Raw genomic sequence first — 24,521 nt, 5'->3', positions numbered from 1 at the left:
TGCAAATTCATGAAAAGACCGCCGTTTCTAGGATACAGTAACAGGCTAGAGGCTGGATGCATCAAATAAAGTCGTACCCGACGGTCTCTGCTCTGCAAGAGGATTAACCGGAGAAAGTTTAGCAACTTCAGCTGCCGCGTTGGATTCCAAGGGGTTAGTTCCCGGTGTGATAATCGAGTCATATCCCAGCATGGCACGCAGCTCGCCCAGGAAGTCCGGACCGGCGTTAACCCGGCGTTCGGGTCCCAAATCCAAAACTTGGAGTTCCCCTTCCTCCAGGATATGTAAACGTACCGGAGCCTGACCGGGAAAACGTTCCAGCAGAGCCCCAAAGGCACGCATGTTTTCTTTCGTGCAGCGCTCGGCAGGAAGCAATAACTCAACCTCATCCAAGTGATCCAGATGGAGCGACATCTTGGGTACGCTCAGGTCACTGGCATAAATCGAGACAGATTCATCCTCGCGGCGCAGCCGTCCGCCGACCACCACGATATTATCCTGGACCAGGTCACCGGCAATGTTTTCATAGGTTTTCGCAAAGAACAACACTTCCACGGAACCGGTCATGTCTTCGATTTTGGCAATCGCCCACTGCTGTCCAGACCGTTTGGAAATTTTAACATTCACCGCGGTCACCAGACCGGCAATCTTAACCGGGGAATCGTTGCCTTTCCCCTCGTCCGAAGTCAGATCAACAATCCGGTCTTCAGCCAAGCCTTCCAATACCCGATTCATGCCTGACAGCGGATGATCCGAGACGTACATGCCCAACATTTCACGTTCAAAAGCGAGCAGTTCGTTTTTGGGCCACTCAGAAATATCCGGAATATCGATACTGGCTGAACCTAACAGATTGTCCGGGGACTCTGTCCCCTCCATCTCGAGGGCAGCGAACAGGTCGAACTGCCCGTTGGACTCTTGCCGTTTCGTGGACACCACAGCTTCCACTGCCTGCTCATGAATCGCGGTGAGAGCGCTGCGCGGCGCCCCGAAAGCATCAAAAGCTCCAGCCTTAATCAGTGAACCGATGGTGCGCTTATTGCAGACTTCCGCCGGAACCTTTTTCAGGAAATCGGAAAAGGACGTGTAGGCACCTTTTTCTTGGCGTGCTTTGATGATTTCTGCCACCACGTTTTCACCAACGTTACGGATTGAGGCCAGTCCGAAACGAATGTCATTTCCATCAGGTGCAAAAACCCCGTAAGACTGGTTCACATCGGGAGGCAAGACCTTGATTCCCATTCGGCGCACCTCGTTCAGGTACATCCCCAGTTTGTCTTTATCCGTCTGGGTGGTCAGCACCGCCGCCATATACTCGGTCGGGAAGTTTGCCTTTAGATAGGCGGTCCAGTATGCTATCAGCCCGTATGCCGCGGAGTGGGATTTGTTAAATGCGTAGTCGGCGAAGGGCACCAGGATTCCCCACAGGGTTTCACAACAATCCTCGGAATAACCGTGTTCAATCATTCCATCGTGGAACTTCACGTATTGCTTGTCCAGGACGTCTTTTTTCTTTTTCCCCATGGCTTTACGCAAAATATCAGCCTGCCCCAGGGTGAACCCGGCGACCTTTTGGGCGATAGCCATGACCTGTTCTTGGTAGATAATCAGACCGTACGTATAGCCAAGGATATCCTTGAGGGGTTCTTCCAGCTCACTATGAATTGGCTCAATCTTTTGCAGTCCGTTTTTCCGTAATGCATAGTTCGTGTGGGAATTCGCGCCCATCGGTCCGGGTCGATACAGTGCCACCAGAGCGGAAATATCATCGAACTCGGTGGGTCGCAGCTGCTTCAGCAGGGTGCGCATTCCCCCACCATCGAGCTGGAACACGCCCAGGGTCTCTCCGGTGGACAACAGTTCATAAGTCGCCTTGTCATCGACGTCCAAGCGTTCCAAATCGGGAGGAGTATTGCCGTTAATCTTGATGTTGTCCAGGGCGTCGGAAATAATGGTGAGGTTCTTTAGCCCCAGGAAGTCCATCTTAAGCAGACCGAGGTGCTCACAAGTAGGGTAGTCGAACTGGGTAATCATGGCTCCGTCTTGCGGGCGTTTCATCATTGGAATGACGTCCGTCAAGGTTTCTCGAGACATGATGACCGCGCAGGCGTGTACCCCCCACTGGCGAACCATGCCTTCCACCCCGGCTGCCAGGTCGAAAATTTGGCGATTAAAGGGATCCTCCGCCACGACTTTGCGGAACTCTTCGGCTTCTTTGTAACGCGGATGTTGCGGGTTATACATGCCTGACAGGGGAATATCCTTGCCCATGACCGCCGGTGGCATTGCCTTGGTGAGTTTCTCCCCTTTTGAGAAATCCGCGCCCGAAATCCGCGCCGCGTCTTTAAGAGCTTGCTTTGATTTAATCGTGCCGTAGGTCACGACCTGGGACACTTTGTCCTTGCCGTATTTGCGGGTCACGTAGTCGATTACGTCCTGACGACGGCGGTCGTCAAAGTCCACGTCGATATCCGGCATGGACACCCGCTCGGGATTGAGGAAACGTTCAAACAACAGCCCGTGCTTGATGGGATCCAGGTCCGTGATGCGCATCGCATAGGCAACCATGGAACCTGCGCCGGAGCCACGCCCCGGTCCGACTCTAATCCCGTTGTCTTTAGCCCACTGAATGTAGTCTGAAACAATCAGGAAGTACGACGGGAATCCCATCTGCACAATAATCTCGACTTCGTAGTCGGCACGTTTCCTGACTTCTTCAGAAATGCCATTTGGGAAACGATACTGTAAACCGCGTTCGACTTCCTTGATGAACCAGGACACTTCATCTTCCCCGGCAGGTACCGGGAACACCGGCATGAAGGTGCCCTCTTTCACGTCTGGAAATTCGACATTGCACTGTTCCGCAATCAACAGGGTGTTATCTAGGGCTTCGGGGATTTCCGCAAACAGTTCATGCATTTCCTCGCTGGGGCGCAGATAATAATCCGTACCGTCAAAGCGGAACCGATCCGGGTTAGACAGACGATCCCCGGAGTTGATGCACAGCATGGCATCCTGAATCTCCCGGTCTTCCTTATAAACATAGTGGGAGTCGTTGGTTGCGATGACGGGTGCGTTGATTTCTCGAGCTAAGCGCAGCAGGTCTTTCCGCACACGGTTTTCGATGGACAACCCGTGATCCATCAGTTCCACATAGAAATAGTCTTTGCCAAAAATATCTTGCAGTTCCCCGGCGGCACGCACGGCTTCCTGATACTGCCCCAAACGCAGCCGCGTCTGGACCTCTCCAGAGGGACATCCTGCTGTGCCGATGAGTCCCTCGTGATAGCGCTCCAACAGTTCCCGGTCAGCCCGCGGCCATTTCCCCATCTGACCGTCCAGGGAGGCATAAGAACCGAGCCGAAACAGGTTGTGCATCCCCTCAGTCGTGTGGGACAGCAGTGTCATATGCGTGTAGGCGCCACGAGCGGACACGTCGTCACCGGCCTTTTGCTGTTCCAAAGTCCCCCACTGCACCCGCGTGGTGTCAAAACGCGAAGTTCCCGGCGTGACATAAGCTTCCAAACCAATAATGGGTTTGATTCCGGCGTTACGGCATTCTTGATAAAACTCAAAAGCCCCGAATAGGTAACCGTGGTCGGTAATCGCCACGGCTTTCTGCTGGTTTTCTACCGCTTTAGCAACCAGCCGCTTAATCTTTGCTGCCCCATCCAAAATCGAGTAATCAGTGTGGACGTGAAGGTGGACGAATTCGGAACTAGGCATGGATTAATCTTAGTCGATTTTGCACGCCGAACCTGAAAGGTCCCAGTCTCTCCGGTGAGGATGTGGCTCGCAGATTCCAGTTTGATTATTGGCGCAAAAGCTCTACAGCGGTCGCTAAATCAGCTGGTAACGGAGCCTGCACTGCGACTTCTAGCCCGGTTCGCGGATGCTTAAACGCCAGCCTACTGGCGTGCAGCCATTGCCGCTCCAGCCCCAGCCGGGCAGCTGTCTTCCGATCCGCCCCGTATTCCGTGTCCCCCACCAAGGGATGTCCGATAGCCGCGAGATGCACGCGAATCTGGTGGGTTCTCCCCGTCTCTAGCTGGACTTTCAACAGGGTTGCGCCCGGAAGCTCCTCGATGACGTCATAGTGCGTTACCGCGGGCTTTCCCCCGGAGACAACCGCCATCTTAAACTCGCGCCCCGGCGCTCGCCCAATAGGGGCATCAATGGTTCCCACCGGGGGTTTCACTCCTCCCGTGGCGAGGGCGGTATAAATTTTTTCGACCCGGTGATACCGAAACTCATTTTTCAGTTTTCCGTAGGCGAGTTCTGATTTTGCGACAACCATCGCTCCCGAGGTTCCCGCGTCCAGACGATGCACGATTCCTTCACGTTCCACTGGACCGGAGGTCGACACCCGAATCCCCGCAGCTCGCAGCGCCCCGACTACTGTGGGACCCTCCCAACCGGGACCGGTATGAGCGGCGACCCCGGCTGGCTTGTCCACCACCACCAAATCATCATCGGCATATAAAATTCCCAAGTTATCCACGCGAGTGACTTCGGGAACATAGCCGGTAGGCTCGGGAATATCGATTTCCAGCAGATTGCCAGCGGCGAGCTGATCGGATTTCTTGAGAGTTTCCCCGTCTTGTATGACCGCTCCGGATTCTAACAAGGCTCCTGCTTTTGCTCGTGACAGCCCCAGCAGCCGCGACAGGCCAATGTCAGCCCGCAACCCCGCCAACCCTTCTGGAACCGGCAACAAGCGACTCACGAGGCGTCCTTTGCTTCCTCTATGAAAATGTAAACACCGTGCTTGCCCTGGACGGATTTCCCGTTTTCAAGGGCCACTGCGATGTCTGCATGCCGTAACCACACCACACCCAGCGGCGCGCCTCGCAACATCAACACGAACACCACCACAACCCCGACAACCACAAAGATGTCGGCCACATTACCTACGAACCACCCAAAGTAGTCAATAAAGTCAATGACCGCACCAGTTCCCCACGGGTTGCCGCGACCTCGATCCACAATATTGCTCAACCCGCCACCGGCAATGACCGCTAAAACGCCAGCCCAGATACTATTGGGGGTCATCAACGCCAGCACGAGTAAAACGAGAGTCAAAATGCAACTCAACACCGTGACAACTATCGTGGCCGAGTCGAGCAACGACAATGCCGCCCCGGAATTGTGCGTCACGTGCAAGGAAACCCAAGATCCGAGCAAAGGCAATGCAGTTCCGTCGGAGGGCAGCAAGTTACCCGCCAGAGCTTTCGTGACTTGGTCAACCGCACCAATAATCAATCCGATAAAAATGACCAGCAGCCAACGTGAGACCCGGAAGGGGTGCCACGTTGACTGCGGGGCAAGTTTGATTGCGAGCGCCAATTTAGTTGGTCGGGGCAGAGTTCGCCAAGTCCGAAAGAATACCTTCCAGGAAAGAACTCATCTTGGAGCGGTATTCTGATTCGAAAGTCTTGAGTTCTTCGATCTTGCGCTCCAACATGCCACGCTCCTGCTCCAACTGAGTCAGTACCCGGGTATGTTCTTGCTCCGCCTCGGCAACGATGCGATCAGCTTCGACGCGGGCATCGGCAATAATCTCTTCGCCCTTCTTTTGACCGTCTTGCACGTATTCGTCGTGCAGGCGCTGCGCCATATCCAGCATGGAGACAGCAGAAGTCGATTCGGGAACCTCGCCCGTAGCCGGAGCGGGTTCTGCCACCGGGGCAGGTTCCGGAACAACCGGTTCGGAAACTGTTTCCGCCACTGGCGCCACACCGCTGCTCAGTTCAGCAATCTTGCGGTTTGCTTCATCCAGCTCGGCCCGGAGCGAGTCACGCTCTTTAGTCAGGGTATCGAGGGTATTCACCACCTCGTCCAAGAAATCGTCCACTTCATCTTGGTCATAGCCTTCGCGGAATTTCGTGGGCTGAAACTTCTTGTTGACGATGTCATCTGTGGTGAGCAACGCCATATTCGTCACCTCGTCCGTGTCAGGGGGCTTGCGCCCCGATTTCCAAAGCCTCTTGGGCATTCGCACGTTTTGTACAAAAGACATTGTTACACATTTTTTGTTACTTGTGTGAATACTGAGGTTTAAAACTTACTCCGAAAAGGGGGAAATTTGCTAATTCCGCGGACCGTCAAAAGCGAAAACGTGGCAACTAAACCATAAAAGCAATATTGACTGCCACCCTTTGCACCACGAACAGCAATATGAAGAGCACCATAAATCCCATGTCAAGAGCCAATCCGCCTATGCGTAGCGGGGGGATTAAGCGCCCCAAGAAGCGTACCGGCGGATCTGTCAGGGCATAAATCAAGTTAGCTAACACCAAAATAATTCCCCGGGGACGCCAGTCTCTGGCCAGAATCTGTACCCAGTCCAGAACTACCCGCAAAATCAGTATAAAAACATAAACATTTATCACGTAATAAATAACCAGACCAAGCAGTTGCACCATACTCACAGCACACATCCTACCTGAGAGTCGCAGACCGGACAGATTGAGATTCCCTCGCCACGGGGACGCGACGGGGGAACCTCAGGATGGAAGGAAACTGGTGGTCACAAAGTCTGCAACAGAGAAGTCGAGGATTTTGGTGTGTCCTCAATAGTTTTAAGGTTCTGGGGGGAAAGCAAGAAAACTCGGGTGCCAACTTCCTCGAAAGAACCGCGCAGACCGTAAGTCAAACCTGATGCAAAATCAACCATACGCTGCGCTTCCTTGACTGAAAGATAAGCAAGATTGAGGATGACTGGAACGTTGTCGCGCAGGTAATCGCCGATTTCTTTGGCATCGGAATACGTCGTGGGCTTGGCGGTCTTAATCCGGTCAATAGTGACAACTGGAGCCTCCACCGGAGCTTCCGGCGCAGCTTCAGATTCTGTAGAGCCGGGAAATTCGTGCAGCTCGCCCAAAGGAGTCTCGTCTTCGATAAATTCCTCGTCTTCGTAATCATCGACGTCGGGTTCCCGCAAACCGACTTTCTCTAAAACGTTACGCAACGCCAGCCCCATATTTTCTCCCCTAGGTCTCGATTGTATTTTTAGACAACTGGAACGAGGTTACGCGATAACCGGTGTTTATTGGGGAATTTTTACGGAGTGTCGCCAATCGGAGCGAGAAAATGCAAAAACCGCCCCGTCGCTGACTGGTAGTCAACGACGGGAACGGCTTCTATTGGGAGATAGGAAAAAGTCTTCAGCCGCGCCAGCATTACCGCCTGCGCACGGCAGATTTATTTCAAGAAGTCCGGTATGTCGAGCTCATCGTCTCCCGCAATATCATCGAATACGTGTTCCAGGCGCAGTGCCGGAGCCCGCTGTTCACGCGAGGAGTCCACGTAATCCGGCAGGCTTGCCGCATCGGGAGATACCGGACGAATCCCGGAGGTGACAGCCAGAGGCTCGTGTTTCGCGTCAGGAATTCCGTTCAAACCGGTGAGTTTAATCTCCGGTTTGTGTTGCTCTGCTTTGGGGCGCAAGCTGCCCACTGCTTCGGTTCCCGCAGGGAACTTCGGCGCTTTCAGCTCCGGGACTTTTGCTGCCGGCTCATGGCGATGCTGTGCCAGCCGAGCTTCTATTCCGTCAAGAATTTCTTCTTTCTCTGCAGCGGGCTCAGCCGGAGCCGGGGCGGCAGCCGGTGCCGGGGCAGGTTGCGGGGCTGCAGGAGTTTCTGCACTAGGCTGGGACGCGGGTCGAGGCTCGCTCGGTTCACTATTCCGAGTTGGCACCGCCGACTTGGCACTCGGTGCAGCCGGGGCGGGACGCGCCGCGGTGCGGGAAATAGCGGAAGTCTGGACGACCCGCGCAGAAGCTGCGCTCGCATCCTTACTTCCGAAACCCGCGGCGATAACCGTCACTTTAATCTCATCGGCAAATTCTTCGTTCGGGGCATAGCCGATAATGACGTTAGCGTCCTGATCGGCGAGTTCACGAACCATCTCGGCAGCATCGTTCATTTCTTGCATGCCCATGTCTGTTCCGCCTTGGAAGAAAATAAGTACGCGGTCAGCGCCGTCCATAGAGCTTTCTAACAGCGGTGAAGAAATCGCCATATCAACCGAAACGCGTGCACGGTCCGGACCGGTAGCCGTCCCGATGCCCATCAGAGCGGTCTTGGCGTCTTTCAAAGTGGTGGTCACATCAGCAAAGTCAACGTTGATAGTGCCCGGGATGGTGATGATTTCGGTAATGCCCTGCACGGAAGATTGCAAGACCTGGTCAGCAGCACGGAAAGCCTCCAAAACCGAGAGGTTCTCCTCCGTGGATTCCAACAGACGCTGGTTCGGAATCACGATGAGGGCATCGACTTGTTCGCGCAGCGCCTCGATGCCTCGATCAGCTTGCTGTTCCCGACGGCGCCCCTCAAACTGGAAGGGTCGGGTGACCACGCCAATGGTCAAAGCCCCGAGTTCGCGAGCGATACCTGCCACAATCGGTGCCGCCCCTGTACCGGTGCCGCCGCCTTCTCCAGCGGTGACAAAAACCATGTTAGAGTCGCGCAGCACCTCACGAATATCGTCCTCGTGAGCAGTTGCGGCAGCCTTGCCAACTTCCGGATCAGCTCCCGCACCCAATCCGCGAGTGGACTCTCTGCCAATCTCAAGTTTGACGTCCGCGTCTGACATGAGCAGTGCCTGTGCGTCGGTGTTAATCGCGATGAACTCCACGCCACGCAGATTTGATTCAATCATTCGGTTCACCGCATTGACACCGCCGCCCCCGACGCCTACGACACGGATGACTGCCAGTGGTGCTGGTTCCATAATGGTTTCCCCTTCCAACCTTAACCTTGAACTTAAGGGTTAAAGTAACGCCGCCTTTTTGACGCCAGAAATTTAGTGAGTGTTATGCGATTAACCGGGATGCACTTCGGCGTGTTTTGGAATTACCCAAATTTCCGTCACGGTTTAATTCCCGGCGACCGCACTGTTAGACTGCAAAAGACAAAAACAACTTTTTCACTATCTAAAGGAAAAACAATGGTCTTCAAAAAAATTGTCAGCGTAGCAGCGGGTTTCGCCCTGGCTTTTTCTTTAGCTGGTTGCGGCAGTGCGGCAAGTAACAATGCCGGTAACGCGGGTGACAATGTGGCGAAAAGCGCCGGCGACAAGTTTGTGGTCGGCTTCGACGCAAACTTTCCCCCTTACGGTTACAAAGACGAAAAAACCGGGGAATATACCGGTTTTGACATGGATTTAGCGACCGAAGTAGCGAAGCGCAACCACTGGACCCTAGAAAAGAAACCTATCGACTGGGATTCCAAAGATATGCAGCTCTCTTCAGGTTCAGTGGACTGCTTGTGGAACGGTTTCACCATGAACGGTCGCGAGGACAAATACACTTGGTCAAAGCCTTATGTGGATAACTCCATCGTCTTTGTGACGCGCAGCGCCGACAACCTGAAAGATGCTGCAGACCTGGCAGGCAAGACCGTCATTGTGCAAGCTGATTCATCCGGTTTAGCAGCCCTCGAGGACGAATCGAACAAGGAATTGCTCGCTTCGTTTAAGACCCTCAATAAAGTTCCCGACTACAACAACGCATTCATGAGTTTGGAAGCGGGAGCTGCTGATGCGGTAGTCGTGGACCTAGGGGTCGCCAACTATCAACTGGAGACACGACAAAAGGGCATGTACACCATTATGGAAAAACCGGTGCAAACCGAACAGTACGGCATAGGCTTCAAACTCGGCAATAAAGCCTTGCGTGACCAGGTACAAACCACCCTGGACCAGATGAAAGCAGACGGCAAGTTCATGGAACTCGCCCAGAAATACGGCTTAGAAAAAGCCGTTATCAACAAGTAAACGTATGCAAAAGTGAGTTTGTGGTGCCGCGATTTCCTAGGTACCGTAACCAGCGGCACCGCAAACTCCTCGGCTTGAGAATACATTATGAACGAGTGGACTTTTCTTCCTGAGCTGACCCTGGGCTTTGGTCGCACCGTGATTCTGTTCGCGCTGACCCTGATACTTTCCCTTCCCTTGGGATTGCTGGTGTATGCCGGACGCGTGGTTCCGTTTAAACCCCTGAACTGGATAGTGCAGTTCTATATCTCGATTATGCGCGGCACTCCCCTGATGCTGCAGCTCATGGTCGTGTATTTCGGACCGTATTACCTGTTCAAAGTGCCTATCAGCGCGTCATACAACTTCTGGGCAGCCATCATCGCTTTTTCCGTCAACTACGCAGCCTATTTTGCCGAAATCTATCGCGGCGGTTTCCAAGCTATCCCCCAGGGTCAAACTGAAGCGGCCTTTGTACTGGGGTACTCCCAGCAGCGCACTTTCTATACCATCAAGCTGCCCCAAATGTTTCGCACGGTACTGCCTTCCATCACCAACGAAGTCATCACCCTGGTCAAGGACACTTCCCTGGCCCAAGTCATTTCTTTCCTGGAAATGTTTTCCATTGCCAGGGAATATGCCTCCACCACCGCTTCGATGGCACCTTTCGTCGCTGCCGGGATTTTCTATTACGTCTTTAACATGGTGGTGGCTATGACCATGAACAAGTTGGAAAAACGCGTCAGCAAATACCAAATCTGAGATGTCACCAGCAAAGCAGGAAAACATGAGCACCGCACTATCCATCAAAGACATGCACAAGAGCTTCGGCAACCTGGAAGTCCTGAAGGGAGTCTGCATACAGGTCGAGCAGGGCGAGATCCTGGCGATTCTGGGTCCTTCCGGTTCGGGCAAGTCCACCTTACTGCGTTGCGCCACGTTCCTGGATCGCATGGATACCGGAAGCATCGAGTACTTCGGAGAAACTGCCCTGAGCATGAAAAATGGTGAAAAAACCTCGAGTGGCGACGAGAAACGGTTCCGGCATGATTACGGGCTGGTGTTCCAGAACTTCAACCTGTTCCCCCACTGGAATGTCATGCGCAACCTCACCGATGCCCCGATTAAAGTGCAGCATCGCAATCCAACCGAGGTTCGCGCCGAAGCCCACCAGCTCTTGGAACGCATGAACTTGGGAGATAAAGGCAATGCTTACCCCTCTGAGCTGAGCGGAGGTCAAAAGCAGCGCGTGGCCATCGCTCGGGCGCTCGCGTTGAAGCCGCGGATGCTGTATTTTGACGAGCCAACTTCCGCGCTAGATCCTGAACTCACTGGCGAAATCTTGGCTATTATCCGCTCTCTGGCTGACGAACGAATGACTATGGTCATCGTCACTCACGAGATGGAGTTCGCCGCCCAAGTTGCGGACCGTGCCGTTTTCATGGACGGCGGCACCGTGTTGGAAGAAGGTCCCGCGGAACAGCTCATTCACCACCCTACTCAGGAACGGACTCGCCAATTCCTGCACAAGCTGCAGGGCGAGCAGCCACGGTAATGTTGCTTTCGCCGAAGCCGCAGAAGGCTAGGCAGATTGAGATTCCGAGGAGGATTCGGCAGCCGATGATTCCGCGGCGCTGGCAGAATCATGAGACATCTGCATCCGCGCCAAGGAGGTCAGCATCCGAATCTCGGGACCCAGACGTCGCACGGAGGGGAAGTTCGTCTGTTCCAGTCCTCCCAGCAGCAGCAAAGCGTCAAAACCCTGGTTGCATTCCAAGAGAGCCCTCGCCCGCAACAGCCGCGCCATAAACCGCGCGTCCCCTTCGGTTCCCTGCAGCAACAAACCGTCGGGAAGCAGGTGAGAATCCAGCAACCCCAAAGACGACGACACTTCAACATTGCCGTTGCGCTCATCATACCGGGCTGCCAGCGTGGCAGCAGCCTGTCCCAGTGAATCGCGAGCCTGTGCCACAGTTGGGTGCACCAAGGCAGGAATCTCGTGGAAACGCGAAGTCGAAGCCAACGACACCTTCAGGGAATACCTCCCATATCCAGCCCAATCCAACGCTTCTAAAGCCCCGACGAGGGCACGCATCCCGACCAATAAATCCCACGGGTCGTGAGCCTGACGAATCAACCCCAGGTGCCGCTCCAGTAACAGGAGCAGGCGTGACCACATCCCTGCCACCGCTAGAAATTGAAAGTGTTCGCACAGCTCGGAAAGCCGGGAGTTCTCACGATCATATTCATAAGCCACCAAGTGCGCTTCCCAGGCAACCTGCCAAGCATCAGCGGCGACCAGCCCCGGTAGCATCACCCGCAGCAACCGCGCCTTTTGCGGAGCCGGAATCTCGTGAGTCAACATCCGCCACGACACCTGCAAGGCCTGGTCGGGATGATGCTCCCAAGCCAGTGCCACCTGCGAAATATCTATCGCGCGCCCCAGAGCCGGATGATCCGCGGGAGTAATCCGGTCGATAGCACGATCCAAAAAATACCGTTCCTCAGCAGGGTTCCCCAAGGCTTCCCGCATCCGATGACGCAGGTAATCCCCGGCAGCCGGCGAGGGACCAAGGCTAGCTTGGAAAGCCTGCAAGCCAGCCAATAAATGATTCAGCAGGGACAGGGGGACATCAGGGTGTGTACAGGCACTCTCGATGACCTCGGGATAGAAGCGAGAGAGTTGCTCCAACTGACGCGAATCATACAGTTCCGGGCGATGCAACAGGCGGGTCAGCGTTGAAGAAAATGCTTCCAAAGCCTTGCCGGGATTCCGACCTTCCAGATAGCAGCCAATCAGCTCAATTTCAGCTCCTGCCAACAAATCGTCATATCCCGCGTCACGAGCTGCACTCACCACGTCTAAAGTCGCTTTTGTACGTGGCAGTCCGGGAGGAATCGAGGCAGCATTCATCAATTGCGTGGACAACACCGCCGCGCTGTGGGGGGCAGAATCATCAGATGCGGAGTCAAAAGAGTAAGCATCATCGGAAAACGTTATGCTCAACAGACTCCCCCTTACCTATCCCGGTTAAAATCACCATACCGGGGCGCGCTGTCCTAGCACGTGTGACACACCGGGAAACCGGACGAGAAACCTTGTGAATATGTAAGAATGGGTGCTAATGAGCATTTTTGAGTCCGACGGCTTCGTCCCCGGAGTGGATCCAGAAATTCTGACCATGCAGATTGGCGATGATCTGGAAACTGCTTTGCGTGAACCATTGAGTACAGATCGCCTGCATCGCCTGGAAGAACTGGCGACTCTGGCTCAAAAACACGGTCTGGACGAAGTGGAAGCCACCATCCGCCTGGAAGTCGTGTGGGATGCCCTCGAATCCGGCGACTCCGAATCCGCCTTGGCGACCCTGTCGTGGGTGCTACAGCAGGTCGCGCACGGGCAAATGGTCCCGAACGAAACTCAAACCCAGGTCATCGCCCAACAGCTGCTGCAAATTCCTACCTTGGCAGCCCGACACCCCGGCGTAAGCGCGAAACTCCTCGAACACTTGACCTACTGGATGGAATACTTTACGACTGAAGCGGGGATTTCCTTACGTTCCCGCTGGATTACCCGACACCAGGTGGAGTTGGGACGGGGACATCGCGAAGCCGCTCGCGAAGCTCTCGATATTATTTCTGCTTTGGAAGAACTACCCCGGGAAGTTCGCGACGAGGCGGACTGTCCCCTGCACCATTATCGTTCCCGCATCGCCTGGGCTGTCAACGCTTCGGAGTTTCCCCAAGCGCTCTCCCTCTATCGCGATGCTTTGGAGCGGTGCGCTGCCGCTGACTGGCAGTGCATTCAACCGGATGACATCAATCCCCTCCTGATGCTGCCACTGTCTTGGGCAGGCGAAGGTGATGCGGCGTGGCGCGCTCACGAACGTTCTTACCGTCACCAAACCGAAACTTCCCAATACCTCGGCGACATTGCTTCTCACCTGCGTTTTTGCGCGGCGACGTGGAACATTCCCGAAGGCTTGGAACTGCTGGAAGCCCATGCGCAATGGTTCGCTAATCCTGAGGATCCTTGGGATTTACTGGTGGCGACCCGCTCCGCGGCAGCTTTCCTCTCCCGCGCCGTGGGGGCTTTTATTGGGACGGGCACCAAAGTGCCGCCCCTCGGATTTGCTATCAACGGGTCGAATCGTTGGCTCTCCTTCGAGAGTCTCAGTCCGGCGGATACTTTAGCGCTGGCACAAGCCCGGTTGGAATCGGTAGCCATGAAACTTGCGTTAGCTTTTGACTTCCGTAACGCTAACAACACCATGTCCACAAGGGTCACCCAGAGTCTGCACGAAGCTCCCCTGTGTTCTTTCGCTGCGGTGAAAGACCTTTTGCGAGTCCGTTTTGGCGTAAAGAATCTGCTTGCCGAACAGGGGTTGAGCGAAAACAGTCCAGAATGGGTGCTGCCAGAGCTAGACGATCCGTCTTGGGCGCATCAACCTGTTCCAGAGTTTCATTTGTTGGACTTTCAACAGGCCTCTGCCGTCGAGAAACAGCTGCGAGCCTTTGAGGAGTCGATTGATTTTTCAGCGCTGCCAGCTGCGATTTCTGCCGATAAAGAACGCTTGGTGCTGGGGACAAACCGGGTGGCTTTCTTGGCCGCGGCCGGCAAGTGGAACGAGGTTATAGATACGGGTGAACTGCTGCTGGAAATCGGTGAACGAGTGGACGATCACCGTCAGTCGCTGCGTTTGGCGTGCTACCTGGTGCAGGCTTATTGGCAGTTGGACGATTTGAGTGTGGCGCGTAACTGGCTGGTGCGAGCTGACGAGTTTATAGATGCTACTATTTCGGGCAAACCTCGCGCGCTCTTGGACGATTTGTCCCTGTTGGCGGGATAAACTTTCTTCATGCAACGTTTCGCTTTACCTCCTGTTCCGGATTCTCTGGATGAGCTGTGTGAAGCGTATACGGATGCGACCGGATCTTATGCGTGGCGGCTCGCGGACCGGATGCTGCAGGCTTTTCCGAATGCTCCTCTGAGCGCGGTGGCGCCTCGCCACGCTATCTCGTTCCTGCGACTGCGGGCAACCATTTTAGATGCTTTGGGGGATGTCAGCGCCTGTCGGGCTATCTTTAAGTTCGCGGCTACCCAAGCCGCGGGGGCGGGCGACATAGTGTCCCAAGCGGCCGCCCTGGCGCAGCTGCACGTGGATCGATCTTTCCGTCTCGATGATGACACCGAGCACGGCTCACCTTTTGTGGGAGATATTCGTCAGGATTTGCGAGACATCGTGAATCTGCTTTTGGATAATCCCGCAGCTATGGCACAAAATCCGGATTTGTCCACGGCAACTCTCGCCCATCTGGTGCACGGTTTTGCTCTCATTGGAGCCAATGCTGATGGCCGGGAGACCCTGGATCAAGCTCGGGTTATCTGTCCTGAAAAAGAATCTCTCAAAGCCAGTTTGGACCTGGCTGATGCCGTGCTGCTGGCTTGCTGTGGGCAGATTGATGAGGCTTTGGAATTCGGGGAACTTATATTAGGGCGCGATTCCGAAGACCCACTGGCGTTACAAGTCGAGGTGCGCGAGTTCTTAGGGACCTGGTATCGAGCCATAGGTCGTCACGTAGATGCCGCCAATCACCTCCGGATTGTGACCGACCTGTGCCGCGACTATGACCTGCCCTACATGGCTGTGATTGCGGCAATGGAACAGATTTCTTCCCTGGTGGAACTGAACAAAACGGAAATCGTGGTTGATTTAGCGTCCTGGGCTCTGGATGTAGCTCACGATCTCGGTATCAATAACGAGGTCGTGAGGACTTTGGACATTGTCTTGGTTCAAAGTTTGGCCAGTTTAGGGCGGCATATTCAGGCGGTTAATTGCGCTGAGATTGCCGGCACGCGAGCTCGGGAACACGGGGACGTAGATACCGCCATTGTGCTGTTTGAAATGGGAGCTAAATCTGCCAGAGCTAGCGGAGATCAGGCTCGTGCCGCTAATCTTTACGGATTCTGCGCGGAACTAGCCGGTGGTGAAATATCGCTGCGAGCCCGCTTCCTACGTAAAGAGTCCGCGGCGATTTTAGAGACCGTAGGTCTGAAACCTCCGCGTCGGGAGCTGCCCGAGGATTCCTGTGCGCCATTCCCGGACGACCCCGCCGCGAGACTGGAAGCGGAAACGCTACAGCACCTAGAGATTACTCCGGATGTTAAATCTATTGAAGCAAGGACTGCACTGTCTCTAGCAAAGGACCTTTTGGAGGAGGCGCTTTCGCTGTTGATGTCCACTCCGGAGGGAGAACGCGAACTCGCTGCGCAGGAACTTGCTAAATGGAATGAACTGCGCACCTGGATGGCGAGTGTCGAGGGTGACGCGGACACTTCGATTGTGCCTAACGAAAGTGCACCACCACCGTCAGACTCGTCCGAGGAGGGAAAAGCGTAATGGCAAATCGGATGGATATTACGCTGCTGCTGCCGGATTTGGCCAGCCAGTATGCCACCTCGTCGCATTCCGTCAGTCTGCGTCTGCTGGCTTATGCCCTGCAGGCTTTCCCTCTTGCTGAACCTTTTGTTCCCAGCCCGAGTCGAAGCGAGACAGAAAATCTGAATATTCTGCGCCTATGGGCAGATATGCTGGTAGCCCGCGGTGAGAACGGCGCGGCAGCCTCCATCTGGAAACAAGTCGCAGTGTGGTGTCATCATCGAGACGATTTGAGGGGGGCTACCTATGCCCTGGCGCAGGCACACGCCCTACTATTGCCTCAGATTCCTCCGGCGGAGGCTTCCGAGACCGCAGCACAGCTGATTAAATTCCTCGCCAGAGTTCCTGATTCATTAGAAAAATCTGAATCCTTGGTGCTTTTAGCAAACAGCCTGCTGGAATTGGGGGATTTGCGAGCCGCCCAGATTCTCCGCGGTGAGGCTGCGGTCAGCTCAGCCCGGATTCGTCTGGATTCCGCTCTGTTACAGGTGAAAATCTATCTGGCTCAAGGGCAGCGGGAGCAGGCACTGTTTTTTCTTGACGATTTAGAGGGCAACCCGGGGATTTTTTCTGATCTGCAGGGCGCCCGCATGACCATCGGAATGTTTCGTCTGCAAATGGATCAGGATAGCGGGAACTACGCCGCTGCCCTGAATCGGGTAAAAACGTTATTCCAGCAGGCCAAATCGAAGGGGCTGCTGCTCCAGCAAGCCCTGCTGAGCGCCACTCGAACTGATCTCGATGCCGAAATGCATCTGGACCAAGACGTCATTTCCCACGGTATAGAGACTCTCCGGCTTTTTGACCAGCTGAATCTGGGAGAATCCCGTCGCATCGGCGTCAAAGCAGTGCTGGCTCGTTCGCTGGCGCGGATGGGGCGCGCCAAAAAAGGCATTGAATATGCTGAGGAAGTTTCAGCGTGGGCGCAGCGCCACGGGAATCTGGCACTGGAGCAAGAATTTACGGTTATCGCCGCGGATTTGGCAGCACGCGATCTGCAGGGCATCCGCGCCGCTGGGCTCTATGGTTGCGCTGCGGATTTGTACAGCGAACGACCGCTTTTGCGGGCCCGCTACCTGCGAAAATGCGCGGTACAACTGGTTTATTCCGCCGGGTCGGACCGAGAAACCACCATTCATTGGGCGCTCTCGCTGCTGCGCGAAGCCGGGGAGTTACTGCACGGCATGGAACGCCACGGCGAAGTCGCTGCGGAACTCTCCGCCTGGGAATTCGACCGTCTGTGGATTCGCACCCGAAAATAATCAGACGCACACTTTTGGGGTGGTTTTCCGTCCTGAGAGTCCTCTGTCAGACGGATTTTGTAAATTGCGATCTCACGTCACAAGGTCGGTTGAGCAGGTTTTCAGTTCTAGCGGTTTTCCGACTAAACTCTTGGGGTGATTACTGCCACTGACCTCACCTTACGGATCGCGGATCGCATCCTGATGGAACACGCTTCATTCCAGGTCAACAAAGGTATGCGGGTCGGTTTGGTGGGGCGCAACGGCGCCGGCAAGACCACCCTAATGAGACTGCTGAGCGGTACCGGTCTGCCCGATGCTATTCAAGTTGAGGGAACCGTATCCCGGTCGACCGCCCCAGGCTACCTTCCCCAAGATCCTCGGGAAGTTGATCCCGACCAGATAGTGCGCGACCACATCTTGAGCGTGCGCGGACTGGATGTCATCGAATCTCGCATCCGCAAAGCAGAGGAGGCGATGAGTCGTGAATCAGGCGAAAAACAGCAAAAGGCCATGGAAAAATATGTGCGCCTGGATCAGGAGTTTCACATGTCCGGCGGTTACGCGGCAGCTTCCGAAGCTGCACAAATCGCCGCTAACTTAGGGATTTCTAACGAAACATTACGGCAGCCTTTGGGGACGCTCTCCGGAGGGCAACGCCGCCGGGTCGAGCTGGCACGCGTGCTGTTTTCCGGGGCAGACACCCTGCTGCTGGACGAACCGACCAACCACTTAGACCACGACTCGATAGTGTGGCTGCGCGGGTACCTGCGTTCATTCCCTGGCGGAGTCCTGATTATTTCGCACAATGTCAAGCTCTTGGACGAAACCCTGAACCAGGTTTTGTATTTGGATGCGATGCGTGGTGTGTTGGACGTGTACCACATGGGTTGGAAGGCATATTTGCAGGCTCGCGCTGATGATGAGGCACGGCGGAAACGGGAACGGGCGGTAGCAGAAAAGAAAGCCGCGGCCCTGCAAGCTCAAGGCGAACGTCTCCACGCGAAAGCCACCAAGGCTGTGGCTGCCCAACAGATGCTGCGCCGAGCGGCGCAGCTGCTGGAAAATACCCAGGCGGAAGGTCCGAAGGAAAAAGTCGCCAAACTGGATTTCCCTCAGCCCCAGCCTTGTGGAAAAGTTCCCCTATCCGCGGAGGGAATTTCTAAAACTTACGGTTCCTTGGAAGTTTTTACCAATCTGACGCTGGCTATCGACCGCGGTTCAAAAGTGGTGGTGTTAGGCTTCAACGGCGCGGGAAAGACGACCATGCTGCGTATCCTAGCTGGCTTGGAGACCAGCGACACGGGACGAGTGGTTCCTGGTCACGGATTGAAGCTCGGCTATTACGCCCAAGAACACGAGACGCTGGACGACTCCCTCTCCGTGGTAGAGAACTTACGTCGGGCAGCTCCGGAACTTGACGATACCCAGGTACGTTCCCTGCTGGGACAGTTCCTGTTCTCCGGAGCGGATGCAGATAAACCCACCGCAGTGCTGTCCGGCGGAGAAAAGACCCGTCTAGCTTTAGCCACATTGGTGGTGAGCGGGGCGAACGTACTGCTGCTGGACGAACCGACCAACAACTTGGATCCTGCCTCGCGCGAGGAGATTCTAAATTCCTTAGCCACCTATGAAGGGGCAGTAATCTTGGTCACCCACGATCCGGGCGCGGTGAAGGCACTGGATCCGCAACGGGTCCTGCTGCTGCCCGATGGTGATGAGGACCTGTGGGACGAAACTTATTTGGAACTGGTTGAAGTAGATTAAACCGTTGTCTATCCACACCACACGAAACGGTAAACTGTTTGAAACAGACTAGAGAGGAAAACTGATGCGTTATCAAAAGACCGTCGCCAGCGTCCTGGGGGCGGCGCTGCTGGCAGTAACATTGAGCGGATGTGCCACCGGTACGAAACAGACTCTGGACGACCCTGGCAGCGCTTATGTCAAGCAAAAAGATGACCTCCCCACAATGGTGAAACAGTTTTCCGGTCCGAATCTGGCCATTATTTTGAGTGGGTTAAAACTCAAAGGTGAAAGCCTGAAAGTCTATGACGAAGAGACCACCGCTTCGATGCGCTCTGCCGATCACCAAGCGTTAGATTTGTTACGGCAGACGACCTTTAAACCTGAAAAGTGCCAGCAAAAGGTCCTCGACTCGTATGCGGATCAGGAAAGCATCCCCGCTGCTTTTTCCCAAGCTAACCTTAATAATCACGCCACCGTTGTGCGCACTCAACTGCGAGCTTATGATTCCGTGGCGCAGGCTCAGAAAGCCATTAAAGTCCAGCGGGATTTAGCACAAGCCTGTCCCACTTATGCGGTGACGGCTCCCGGAGACAAAAGCCTCCGGTTTACCACCGCCGCGGCGGATTATCCGCTTGACGGAGCCCAAGACGGCTTGATGATGACTAGCAGAACGGACCCCGGTGAAGGCCAGCTTGCCACTACCGAAGTCGGGGTGTTTCAGAGAGTCGGTAACTTGGAAATTCGGGTGTATTTTGACGGCAAGAATCCAGTCAAGGACGCTAACGAGGTGCGTGCCGAATTGCAGCGATTCGTGACGTATCTGGGTCAAGCTCTGATTGCGAAGGCAAAGTAGTTCCCGTTGAACCGCTGCCCTAAGGTCAATAGTCGCGCCGCCTCGAACTTAAGGCTGGTAGACATCAGCTGCGCGGAGTGCCATTGATATAAGGTTTGGGAATCGGGGCTTCATCGCCCAAACGTGCCGCCCAAGCCAATGGCAGCGAGGGATCAGTCAGCAGCGGTCTGCCAACCTGAATCACAGAAGCTTGACCGTTGACCAAAATCTGCTCAGCTTGCGCCGGTTCGGTAATCAAGCCGACTGCTGAAACAGGAAGCGGGCCTCGGTCTTGAATCTCAGTGGCGTATTTCACCTGATAACCGGGGGCCTGCGGAATTTCCACCCCGGCAATCAGCCCACCGGTGGACACGTCAATGAAGTCAACGCCGAAGGCTGCCAAATCCTGAACGATTCGACCCCAGTCCTCTAGAGTGACGTCACGCTGCAGACCGAAAGCTCCGCTGGGTACCCAGTTTGTCGCGGAAATTCGCATTAAGAGCGGGAAGTTCTCTCCCAGCTCCCCTCGAATCGCAATGACCAGCTCGCGCCAAAACCGGAACCTTCCCTGCAAGTCACCACCGTACTCGTCAGTACGCTGGTTCGTCAGCGGAGAAATAAACTGGCTCAACAGGTAACCGTGGGCACCGTGAAGCTCCACAAAATCAAACCCGGCTTCCAGGGCGCGGCGGATGGCAGAGACGAAATCCGTTTGTGTCTGACGAATCTCCGCGACGCTCATTTCACGTGGAGTCTCGTGGCGGGCAGTAAACGGAATCGGACTGGGAGCCACCGTATGCCAACCGATTCCTCCCAAGTCGGAGTCTTCTGGAGCCAAGGGAGTACCGGACGGAGAAGCGGAGGCTTTTCTGCCCGCGTGAGAAATCTGAATGCCGGCAGCCGCGCCACCTTCCTTGATGAGGGTAGCCAGTCGCGCGAACGCGGGGATTTTCTCGTCCCGATCCAGCATTAAATCGAAGGGACTAATGCGTCCTTCCGGGTTCACCGCGGTCGCTTCCACGATGACAGCGCCCACCCCGCCTGCTGCCCTAGCACCGTAGTGAACTTCATGCCAATCGTTAGGCCAACCCGCAGACGGTCCCTCGGAAGAGGCGGTAAATTGGCACATCGGCGGCATCCACAAGCGGTTGCGGGTCTCGAGGTTTTTCAGTCGAAACGGCGTAAAAAGGTGGGACATGGGGTAATTCTAACAAGAGCCGAGGAATCTTTGCGCCCATGTTATTCCTCAAGCCAAATCTAACTGTGAAATACGTTAGCCCGCCCCAGGCAGCACAAATTCGCCTCTGAGTGAATCACACGTTGAAACCGAGAGCCCGCAGCTGCTCGCGACCGTCCTCAGTGATTTTGTCTGGACCCCACGGTGGCAGCCACACCCAGTTGATTGACACGGTTTTCATCAAATCTTCCAGCACAAAACGGCATTGGCGTTCAATCATATCCGTCAGCGGGCAGCCGGCAGAGGTCAGAGTCATATCAATGACCAGGGCATCTCCGTCCAGGTGCAGCCCGTAAAGCAACCCCAAATCCACGATGTTGATGCCCAGTTCCGGGTCGATGACGTCCTTCAGCAGTTCCACGATTTCTTCCACCAGAGCTCGCTGTTCCTCGGAAAGCTCTGCTCCTGGTGCCGACACGGTGTCCGCCGCTACCCCTTCGACCACGGTTACTGCCCCCGCTGGCGTGGCGCTGCCCTCGGATTCCACCATCGCGCTGGTGTTGGGAGTTCCCAATTCGTCCAATAATTCTTTGCTCAAGGGTTCTTCGCTCATGGATTTATTCCTTTGCCATTTGGGGGTGTTGCGGGTCACAAGTCCGGTTCATCACTTTCGGGTCACAGTGCGGCGCCGTCTGGGTCCCGCCGCCGGTTCCATCCGTCACTTCCGCCTGAGCCAGGGCATCTTTCAAAGCCATCCACCCCAGCAGAGCGCATTTCACACGATTGACGTACCGAGAGACTCCTTCCAAACTGGATGCATCGCCCAGGCGATCGAGTAGGTCTTCGTCCACCCCTCGACCACGTGAATGCATCATTTCGTTGAAATCCTGTTCCAGCCCGTGCACGGCTTCCAGGTCCTGTCCCTGCACCAGCTCCCACATCATCGACAGAGACGCTTGCGAAATCGAGCAGCCATGCCCGTCCCACACCAGTTCACGCAACTTTCCGTCTGTCACTTTCACCTGCAGTGTAACCTCATCTCCGCAAGTCGGATTGACCTGGTGGGAACTCGCAGCCCAGCCGGGCAGAGTACCGGCACCATGCCGAGCTTTGGACTGCTCCAAGATGAGCTGTTGATACAGGTTTTCCAGTTCGTTCACTTGTATTCCTTCTGTCTATCAGTCACCCTCGGGTGTAACCCCAAAGAACTTCGCGGCCTGGGGTAACGCCTGCAGCCAACGATCAACCTCTTCAATAGTCGTGGTGGGACTGAACGTGGCTCGGGTGGAGGCGCTTACCCCAAAGAACCGATGCAGCGGAATGGCACAATGATGTCCCACGCGTACCGCCACCCCTTGAGAATCCAAGTATTGCCCCAGGTCATGAGGATGAATCCCCTTCATTTCAAAAGACAACACCCCCGCGCGATGCGTCATGTCGGTGGGACCCAGCACCTTCACACCGGGAATCTCGACCAGTCTCGGCAGGGCATAAGCGGTGAGAGCCTGTTCGTGTGCAGCGACCCGTTCCATCCCCAGTTCTTGCAGGTATTTGCAAGCGGCAGCCCACCCGACAATCTGGGCTACCGGCTGTGTACCGGCTTCAAACCGATAGGGAGCCGGCATGAAAGTAGTTTCTTCCACCGTGACGTTTTCAATCATAGAACCGCCACTGAGGAATACCGGCAGCTGCTCGAGTAACTCACGCCTCCCCCACAAAGCTCCTACCCCGGTGGGTCCAAGCATCTTGTGCCCGGAAAAACACGTAAAGTCAACGCCCAGCTGATCCACGTCCAGCGGCAGGTGAGCACTGGACTGGCAGGTATCCATCACGACGATGGCACCAACTGCCCGGGCGGCAGCAATAATTGGCGCGATGTCTGTCACCGCTCCCGTCACGTTGGACAGGTGCGTGAACGCAACCACCCGCGTGCGCGACGTAATGACATCCTCCAGGTGATTCACGTCCACGCGCCCGTCAGGAGTGAGTTCGATGACTTTCGTCACAGCTCCGGTACGTTTAGCGACCAACTGCCACGGCACCAGGTTAGCGTGATGCTCCGCCCTGGTGAACACGATTTCATCACCGGGCTGCAAGGCAAAAGGACCGCCTGCACGCTCCCAGGTAGCAGCTGCAAACCCGTAGGCCACCAGGTTTAACGCTGCGGTTGCCCCCGAAGTCCACACGATTTCTTCGGGGTCGCTCACCCCTAAGAAGTCCGCCACGTCCTGCCGAGCATCTTCAAACAAGGAGGTTGCTTCGTCGCCGAGCTGGTGGGTGCCGCGATGCACCGCCCCATTGTGACGACGGTAAAAATCGTCAATGGCATCCAACACCGCTGCCGGCTTTTGTGAGGTTGCCCCCGAATCCAGGTAATCGAGGGGCTGACCATCACGTCCCGGAATGGTCAGAATCGGAAAATCCGCACGCATCCGGGCGAGCTCCGCCGGGCTAAAATCTGTCGTCTTCGGGACTGTAACCATGACCACTCCTTCCCTTTGCCTGTCGTGCCGCATTCAGGCAGCCGTCGAGGCTCCCAGGTACTTGTCGTAGCCTTCAGCTTCGAGTTCGTCTGCCAGTTCGGGTCCGCCTTCTTTGCTGATGCGCCCGTCCACAAAAACATGAACGAAATCGGGATGTACGTAGCGTAAAATCCGGGAATAGTGGGTAATCAACAGGATTCCTGTATTGGCAGACTCGTGAACCCGGTTGATACCTTCGGAAACAATTTTGAGGGCGTCAATATCCAAGCCGGAATCCGTTTCGTCCAGAATCGCAAACTGTGGTGCCAACAGCTGCATCTGCAGGATTTCCAAGCGTTTCTTTTCCCCGCCGGAAAAACCCGCGTTCAAATCCCGACTGGCAAATTCTTTCTCCATCTTAAAGTCGTCAAAAGCGCCGTTGACTTCTTTCATCCATTTGCGTAGCGACGGAGCTTGCCCCGCCACCGCGGTCTTGGCAGCACGCAGGAAATTCGACACGCTCACGCCAGGAACTTCGACGGGGTACTGCATCGCCAGGAACAAACCCGCCCGAGCGCGCTCATCCACGCTCATCTCCAGGATATTCTTTCCGTCCAGCAGAGCCTCACCACCGGTAACCTCATAATTCGGGTGTCCTGCCAAGACATAGCTCAAAGTCGATTTGCCCGAACCGTTGGGTCCCATAATGGCGTGTACTTCCCCGGAGTTGATGGTCAGGTTTACGCCTTTCAAAATCTTTTTTGGTCCCTCTGGAGTCTCCACCTGGGCTTTAAGGTTCTTTACTTCCAACACTGACACTGTTTTCTCCTGTTTCTTGTTCCATTCCGAGCGACTCACACGTTT

General features: G+C 55.2%; 21 protein-coding genes. 8 read left to right on the top strand and 13 right to left on the bottom strand.

Translation table 11 applies throughout. The features are described from left to right. Positions 1-45: 45 nt before the first annotated feature. From dnaE to ftsZ, 7 genes are all read right to left on the bottom strand, one after another. Complete coding sequence (gene dnaE, locus HMPREF0576_RS02410; protein ID WP_004010558.1) at positions 46-3,726, bottom strand: DNA polymerase III subunit alpha; 3,681 nt, start codon at positions 3,724-3,726, stop codon at positions 46-48. Between the two features lie 85 nt (positions 3,727-3,811). Continuing rightward, entirely contained in the window at positions 3,812-4,726 is a 915-nt protein-coding gene (locus HMPREF0576_RS02405; RefSeq protein ID WP_004010557.1) for an RluA family pseudouridine synthase, read from the bottom strand. After that, complete coding sequence (locus tag HMPREF0576_RS02400; RefSeq protein WP_004010556.1) at positions 4,723-5,346, bottom strand: signal peptidase II; 624 nt, start codon at positions 5,344-5,346, stop codon at positions 4,723-4,725. The genes HMPREF0576_RS02405 and HMPREF0576_RS02400 overlap by 4 nt, the downstream gene beginning before the upstream one ends. A 1-nt stretch (position 5,347) precedes the next feature. Beyond that, the gene (locus tag HMPREF0576_RS02395; protein ID WP_036324486.1) at positions 5,348-5,935 is read right to left on the bottom strand and encodes a DivIVA domain-containing protein; all 588 of its coding nucleotides are present in this window, start codon (positions 5,933-5,935) and stop codon (positions 5,348-5,350) included. A 190-nt stretch (positions 5,936-6,125) separates the two neighbouring features. Beyond that, positions 6,126-6,425 carry a YggT family protein gene (locus HMPREF0576_RS02390; RefSeq protein WP_004009727.1) on the bottom strand — a complete coding sequence of 100 codons (300 nt, stop codon included), beginning with the start codon at positions 6,423-6,425 and terminating at the stop codon, positions 6,126-6,128. A 104-nt stretch (positions 6,426-6,529) separates the two neighbouring features. Next, positions 6,530-6,982, bottom strand: a complete 453-nt coding sequence (locus tag HMPREF0576_RS02385) for a cell division protein SepF (protein ID WP_004006639.1) — start codon at positions 6,980-6,982, stop codon at positions 6,530-6,532. Positions 6,983-7,203: 221 nt separating this feature from the next. Continuing rightward, positions 7,204-8,733: a cell division protein FtsZ gene (gene ftsZ, locus HMPREF0576_RS02380; protein WP_004010553.1), complete on the bottom strand. Its 1,530-nt coding sequence runs from the start codon at positions 8,731-8,733 to the stop codon at positions 7,204-7,206. Between the two features lie 216 nt (positions 8,734-8,949). Here ftsZ and HMPREF0576_RS02375 point away from each other — a divergent pair, with 216 nt between their 5' ends. The 3 genes from HMPREF0576_RS02375 to HMPREF0576_RS02365 all read left to right on the top strand — a co-directional run bounded on the left by HMPREF0576_RS02375 (position 8,950) and on the right by HMPREF0576_RS02365 (position 11,311). Next, the gene (locus HMPREF0576_RS02375; RefSeq protein WP_036324177.1) at positions 8,950-9,777 is read left to right on the top strand and encodes an amino acid ABC transporter substrate-binding protein; all 828 of its coding nucleotides are present in this window, start codon (positions 8,950-8,952) and stop codon (positions 9,775-9,777) included. A gap of 87 nt (positions 9,778-9,864) precedes the next feature. After that, positions 9,865-10,518, top strand: coding sequence for an amino acid ABC transporter permease (locus tag HMPREF0576_RS02370; protein ID WP_004009733.1), 654 nt, complete (start codon positions 9,865-9,867; stop codon positions 10,516-10,518). A 1-nt stretch (position 10,519) separates the two neighbouring features. Beyond that, positions 10,520-11,311 (top strand): amino acid ABC transporter ATP-binding protein, encoded by a 792-nt coding sequence (locus HMPREF0576_RS02365; RefSeq protein WP_004010551.1) that lies wholly within the window; start codon positions 10,520-10,522, stop codon positions 11,309-11,311. Between the two features lie 27 nt (positions 11,312-11,338). Here the strand turns inward: HMPREF0576_RS02365 and HMPREF0576_RS02360 are convergent, their stop codons facing one another. Continuing rightward, entirely contained in the window at positions 11,339-12,763 is a 1,425-nt protein-coding gene (locus HMPREF0576_RS02360) for a hypothetical protein (RefSeq protein WP_245527309.1), read from the bottom strand. Between the two features lie 118 nt (positions 12,764-12,881). Between HMPREF0576_RS02360 and HMPREF0576_RS02355 the strand changes: the two genes are divergently transcribed. The 5 genes from HMPREF0576_RS02355 to HMPREF0576_RS02335 all read left to right on the top strand — a co-directional run bounded on the left by HMPREF0576_RS02355 (position 12,882) and on the right by HMPREF0576_RS02335 (position 20,039). Then, the gene (locus HMPREF0576_RS02355) at positions 12,882-14,606 is read left to right on the top strand and encodes a hypothetical protein (RefSeq protein WP_004010548.1); all 1,725 of its coding nucleotides are present in this window, start codon (positions 12,882-12,884) and stop codon (positions 14,604-14,606) included. A gap of 9 nt (positions 14,607-14,615) precedes the next feature. Further along, positions 14,616-16,157, top strand: coding sequence for a hypothetical protein (locus tag HMPREF0576_RS02350; RefSeq protein WP_004010547.1), 1,542 nt, complete (start codon positions 14,616-14,618; stop codon positions 16,155-16,157). Continuing rightward, a complete protein-coding gene (locus tag HMPREF0576_RS02345; RefSeq protein ID WP_004010546.1) occupies positions 16,157-17,458 on the top strand; it encodes a hypothetical protein in 1,302 nt (433 codons plus the stop codon). The genes HMPREF0576_RS02350 and HMPREF0576_RS02345 overlap by 1 nt, the downstream gene beginning before the upstream one ends. A 135-nt stretch (positions 17,459-17,593) precedes the next feature. Continuing rightward, complete coding sequence (locus tag HMPREF0576_RS02340) at positions 17,594-19,204, top strand: ABC-F family ATP-binding cassette domain-containing protein (protein WP_004010545.1); 1,611 nt, start codon at positions 17,594-17,596, stop codon at positions 19,202-19,204. 64 nt (positions 19,205-19,268) lie between these two features. Beyond that, the gene (locus HMPREF0576_RS02335; RefSeq protein ID WP_004010544.1) at positions 19,269-20,039 is read left to right on the top strand and encodes a hypothetical protein; all 771 of its coding nucleotides are present in this window, start codon (positions 19,269-19,271) and stop codon (positions 20,037-20,039) included. 64 nt (positions 20,040-20,103) lie between these two features. On the opposite strand, the gene HMPREF0576_RS02330 is transcribed toward HMPREF0576_RS02335, so the two are convergent. The 5 genes from HMPREF0576_RS02330 to sufC form a co-directional block, all read right to left on the bottom strand. Beyond that, positions 20,104-21,216 carry an oxidoreductase gene (locus HMPREF0576_RS02330; protein WP_004010543.1) on the bottom strand — a complete coding sequence of 371 codons (1,113 nt, stop codon included), beginning with the start codon at positions 21,214-21,216 and terminating at the stop codon, positions 20,104-20,106. Between the two features lie 115 nt (positions 21,217-21,331). Next, positions 21,332-21,808 (bottom strand): metal-sulfur cluster assembly factor, encoded by a 477-nt coding sequence (locus tag HMPREF0576_RS02325; protein ID WP_004010542.1) that lies wholly within the window; start codon positions 21,806-21,808, stop codon positions 21,332-21,334. Positions 21,809-21,812: 4 nt separating this feature from the next. Then, on the bottom strand, positions 21,813-22,355 hold the full coding sequence (gene sufU, locus HMPREF0576_RS02320; RefSeq protein ID WP_004006626.1) for a Fe-S cluster assembly sulfur transfer protein SufU: 543 nt from the start codon (positions 22,353-22,355) through the stop codon (positions 21,813-21,815). Between the two features lie 18 nt (positions 22,356-22,373). After that, positions 22,374-23,711 carry an aminotransferase class V-fold PLP-dependent enzyme gene (locus HMPREF0576_RS02315; RefSeq protein ID WP_004010541.1) on the bottom strand — a complete coding sequence of 446 codons (1,338 nt, stop codon included), beginning with the start codon at positions 23,709-23,711 and terminating at the stop codon, positions 22,374-22,376. Continuing rightward, positions 23,712-24,476, bottom strand: coding sequence for a Fe-S cluster assembly ATPase SufC (sufC, locus tag HMPREF0576_RS02310; RefSeq protein ID WP_036324481.1), 765 nt, complete (start codon positions 24,474-24,476; stop codon positions 23,712-23,714). Positions 24,477-24,521: the final 45 nt, after the last annotated feature.

This window comes from Mobiluncus holmesii ATCC 35242, from assembly GCF_000185445.1.
In the GTDB taxonomy this organism is placed as follows: Bacteria; Actinomycetota; Actinomycetes; order Actinomycetales; family Actinomycetaceae; genus Mobiluncus; species Mobiluncus curtisii.
Note: the sequence above shows the minus strand (reverse complement) of the source record. Positions and strands in the feature narration are given on the sequence as shown.

Bases quoted from the DNA above. Each gene is read 5' to 3' on its own strand.
- dnaE (WP_004010558.1), bottom strand. From the start codon at position 3,726: ATGCCTAGTTCCGAATTCGTCCACCTTCACGTCCACACTGATTACTCG.
- HMPREF0576_RS02395 (WP_036324486.1), bottom strand. From the start codon at position 5,935: ATGGCGTTGCTCACCACAGATGACATCGTCAACAAGAAGTTTCAGCCC.
- HMPREF0576_RS02390 (WP_004009727.1), bottom strand. From the start codon at position 6,425: ATGGTGCAACTGCTTGGTCTGGTTATTTATTACGTGATAAATGTTTAT.
- HMPREF0576_RS02385 (WP_004006639.1), bottom strand. From the start codon at position 6,982: ATGGGGCTGGCGTTGCGTAACGTTTTAGAGAAAGTCGGTTTGCGGGAA.
- ftsZ (WP_004010553.1), bottom strand. From the start codon at position 8,733: ATGGAACCAGCACCACTGGCAGTCATCCGTGTCGTAGGCGTCGGGGGC.
- HMPREF0576_RS02375 (WP_036324177.1), top strand. From the start codon at position 8,950: ATGGTCTTCAAAAAAATTGTCAGCGTAGCAGCGGGTTTCGCCCTGGCT.
- HMPREF0576_RS02370 (WP_004009733.1), top strand. From the start codon at position 9,865: ATGAACGAGTGGACTTTTCTTCCTGAGCTGACCCTGGGCTTTGGTCGC.
- HMPREF0576_RS02365 (WP_004010551.1), top strand. From the start codon at position 10,520: ATGTCACCAGCAAAGCAGGAAAACATGAGCACCGCACTATCCATCAAA.
- HMPREF0576_RS02355 (WP_004010548.1), top strand. From the start codon at position 12,882: ATGAGCATTTTTGAGTCCGACGGCTTCGTCCCCGGAGTGGATCCAGAA.
- HMPREF0576_RS02350 (WP_004010547.1), top strand. From the start codon at position 14,616: ATGCAACGTTTCGCTTTACCTCCTGTTCCGGATTCTCTGGATGAGCTG.
- HMPREF0576_RS02345 (WP_004010546.1), top strand. From the start codon at position 16,157: ATGGCAAATCGGATGGATATTACGCTGCTGCTGCCGGATTTGGCCAGC.
- HMPREF0576_RS02335 (WP_004010544.1), top strand. From the start codon at position 19,269: ATGCGTTATCAAAAGACCGTCGCCAGCGTCCTGGGGGCGGCGCTGCTG.
- HMPREF0576_RS02330 (WP_004010543.1), bottom strand. From the start codon at position 21,216: ATGTCCCACCTTTTTACGCCGTTTCGACTGAAAAACCTCGAGACCCGC.
- HMPREF0576_RS02325 (WP_004010542.1), bottom strand. From the start codon at position 21,808: ATGAGCGAAGAACCCTTGAGCAAAGAATTATTGGACGAATTGGGAACT.
- HMPREF0576_RS02315 (WP_004010541.1), bottom strand. From the start codon at position 23,711: ATGCGGCACGACAGGCAAAGGGAAGGAGTGGTCATGGTTACAGTCCCG.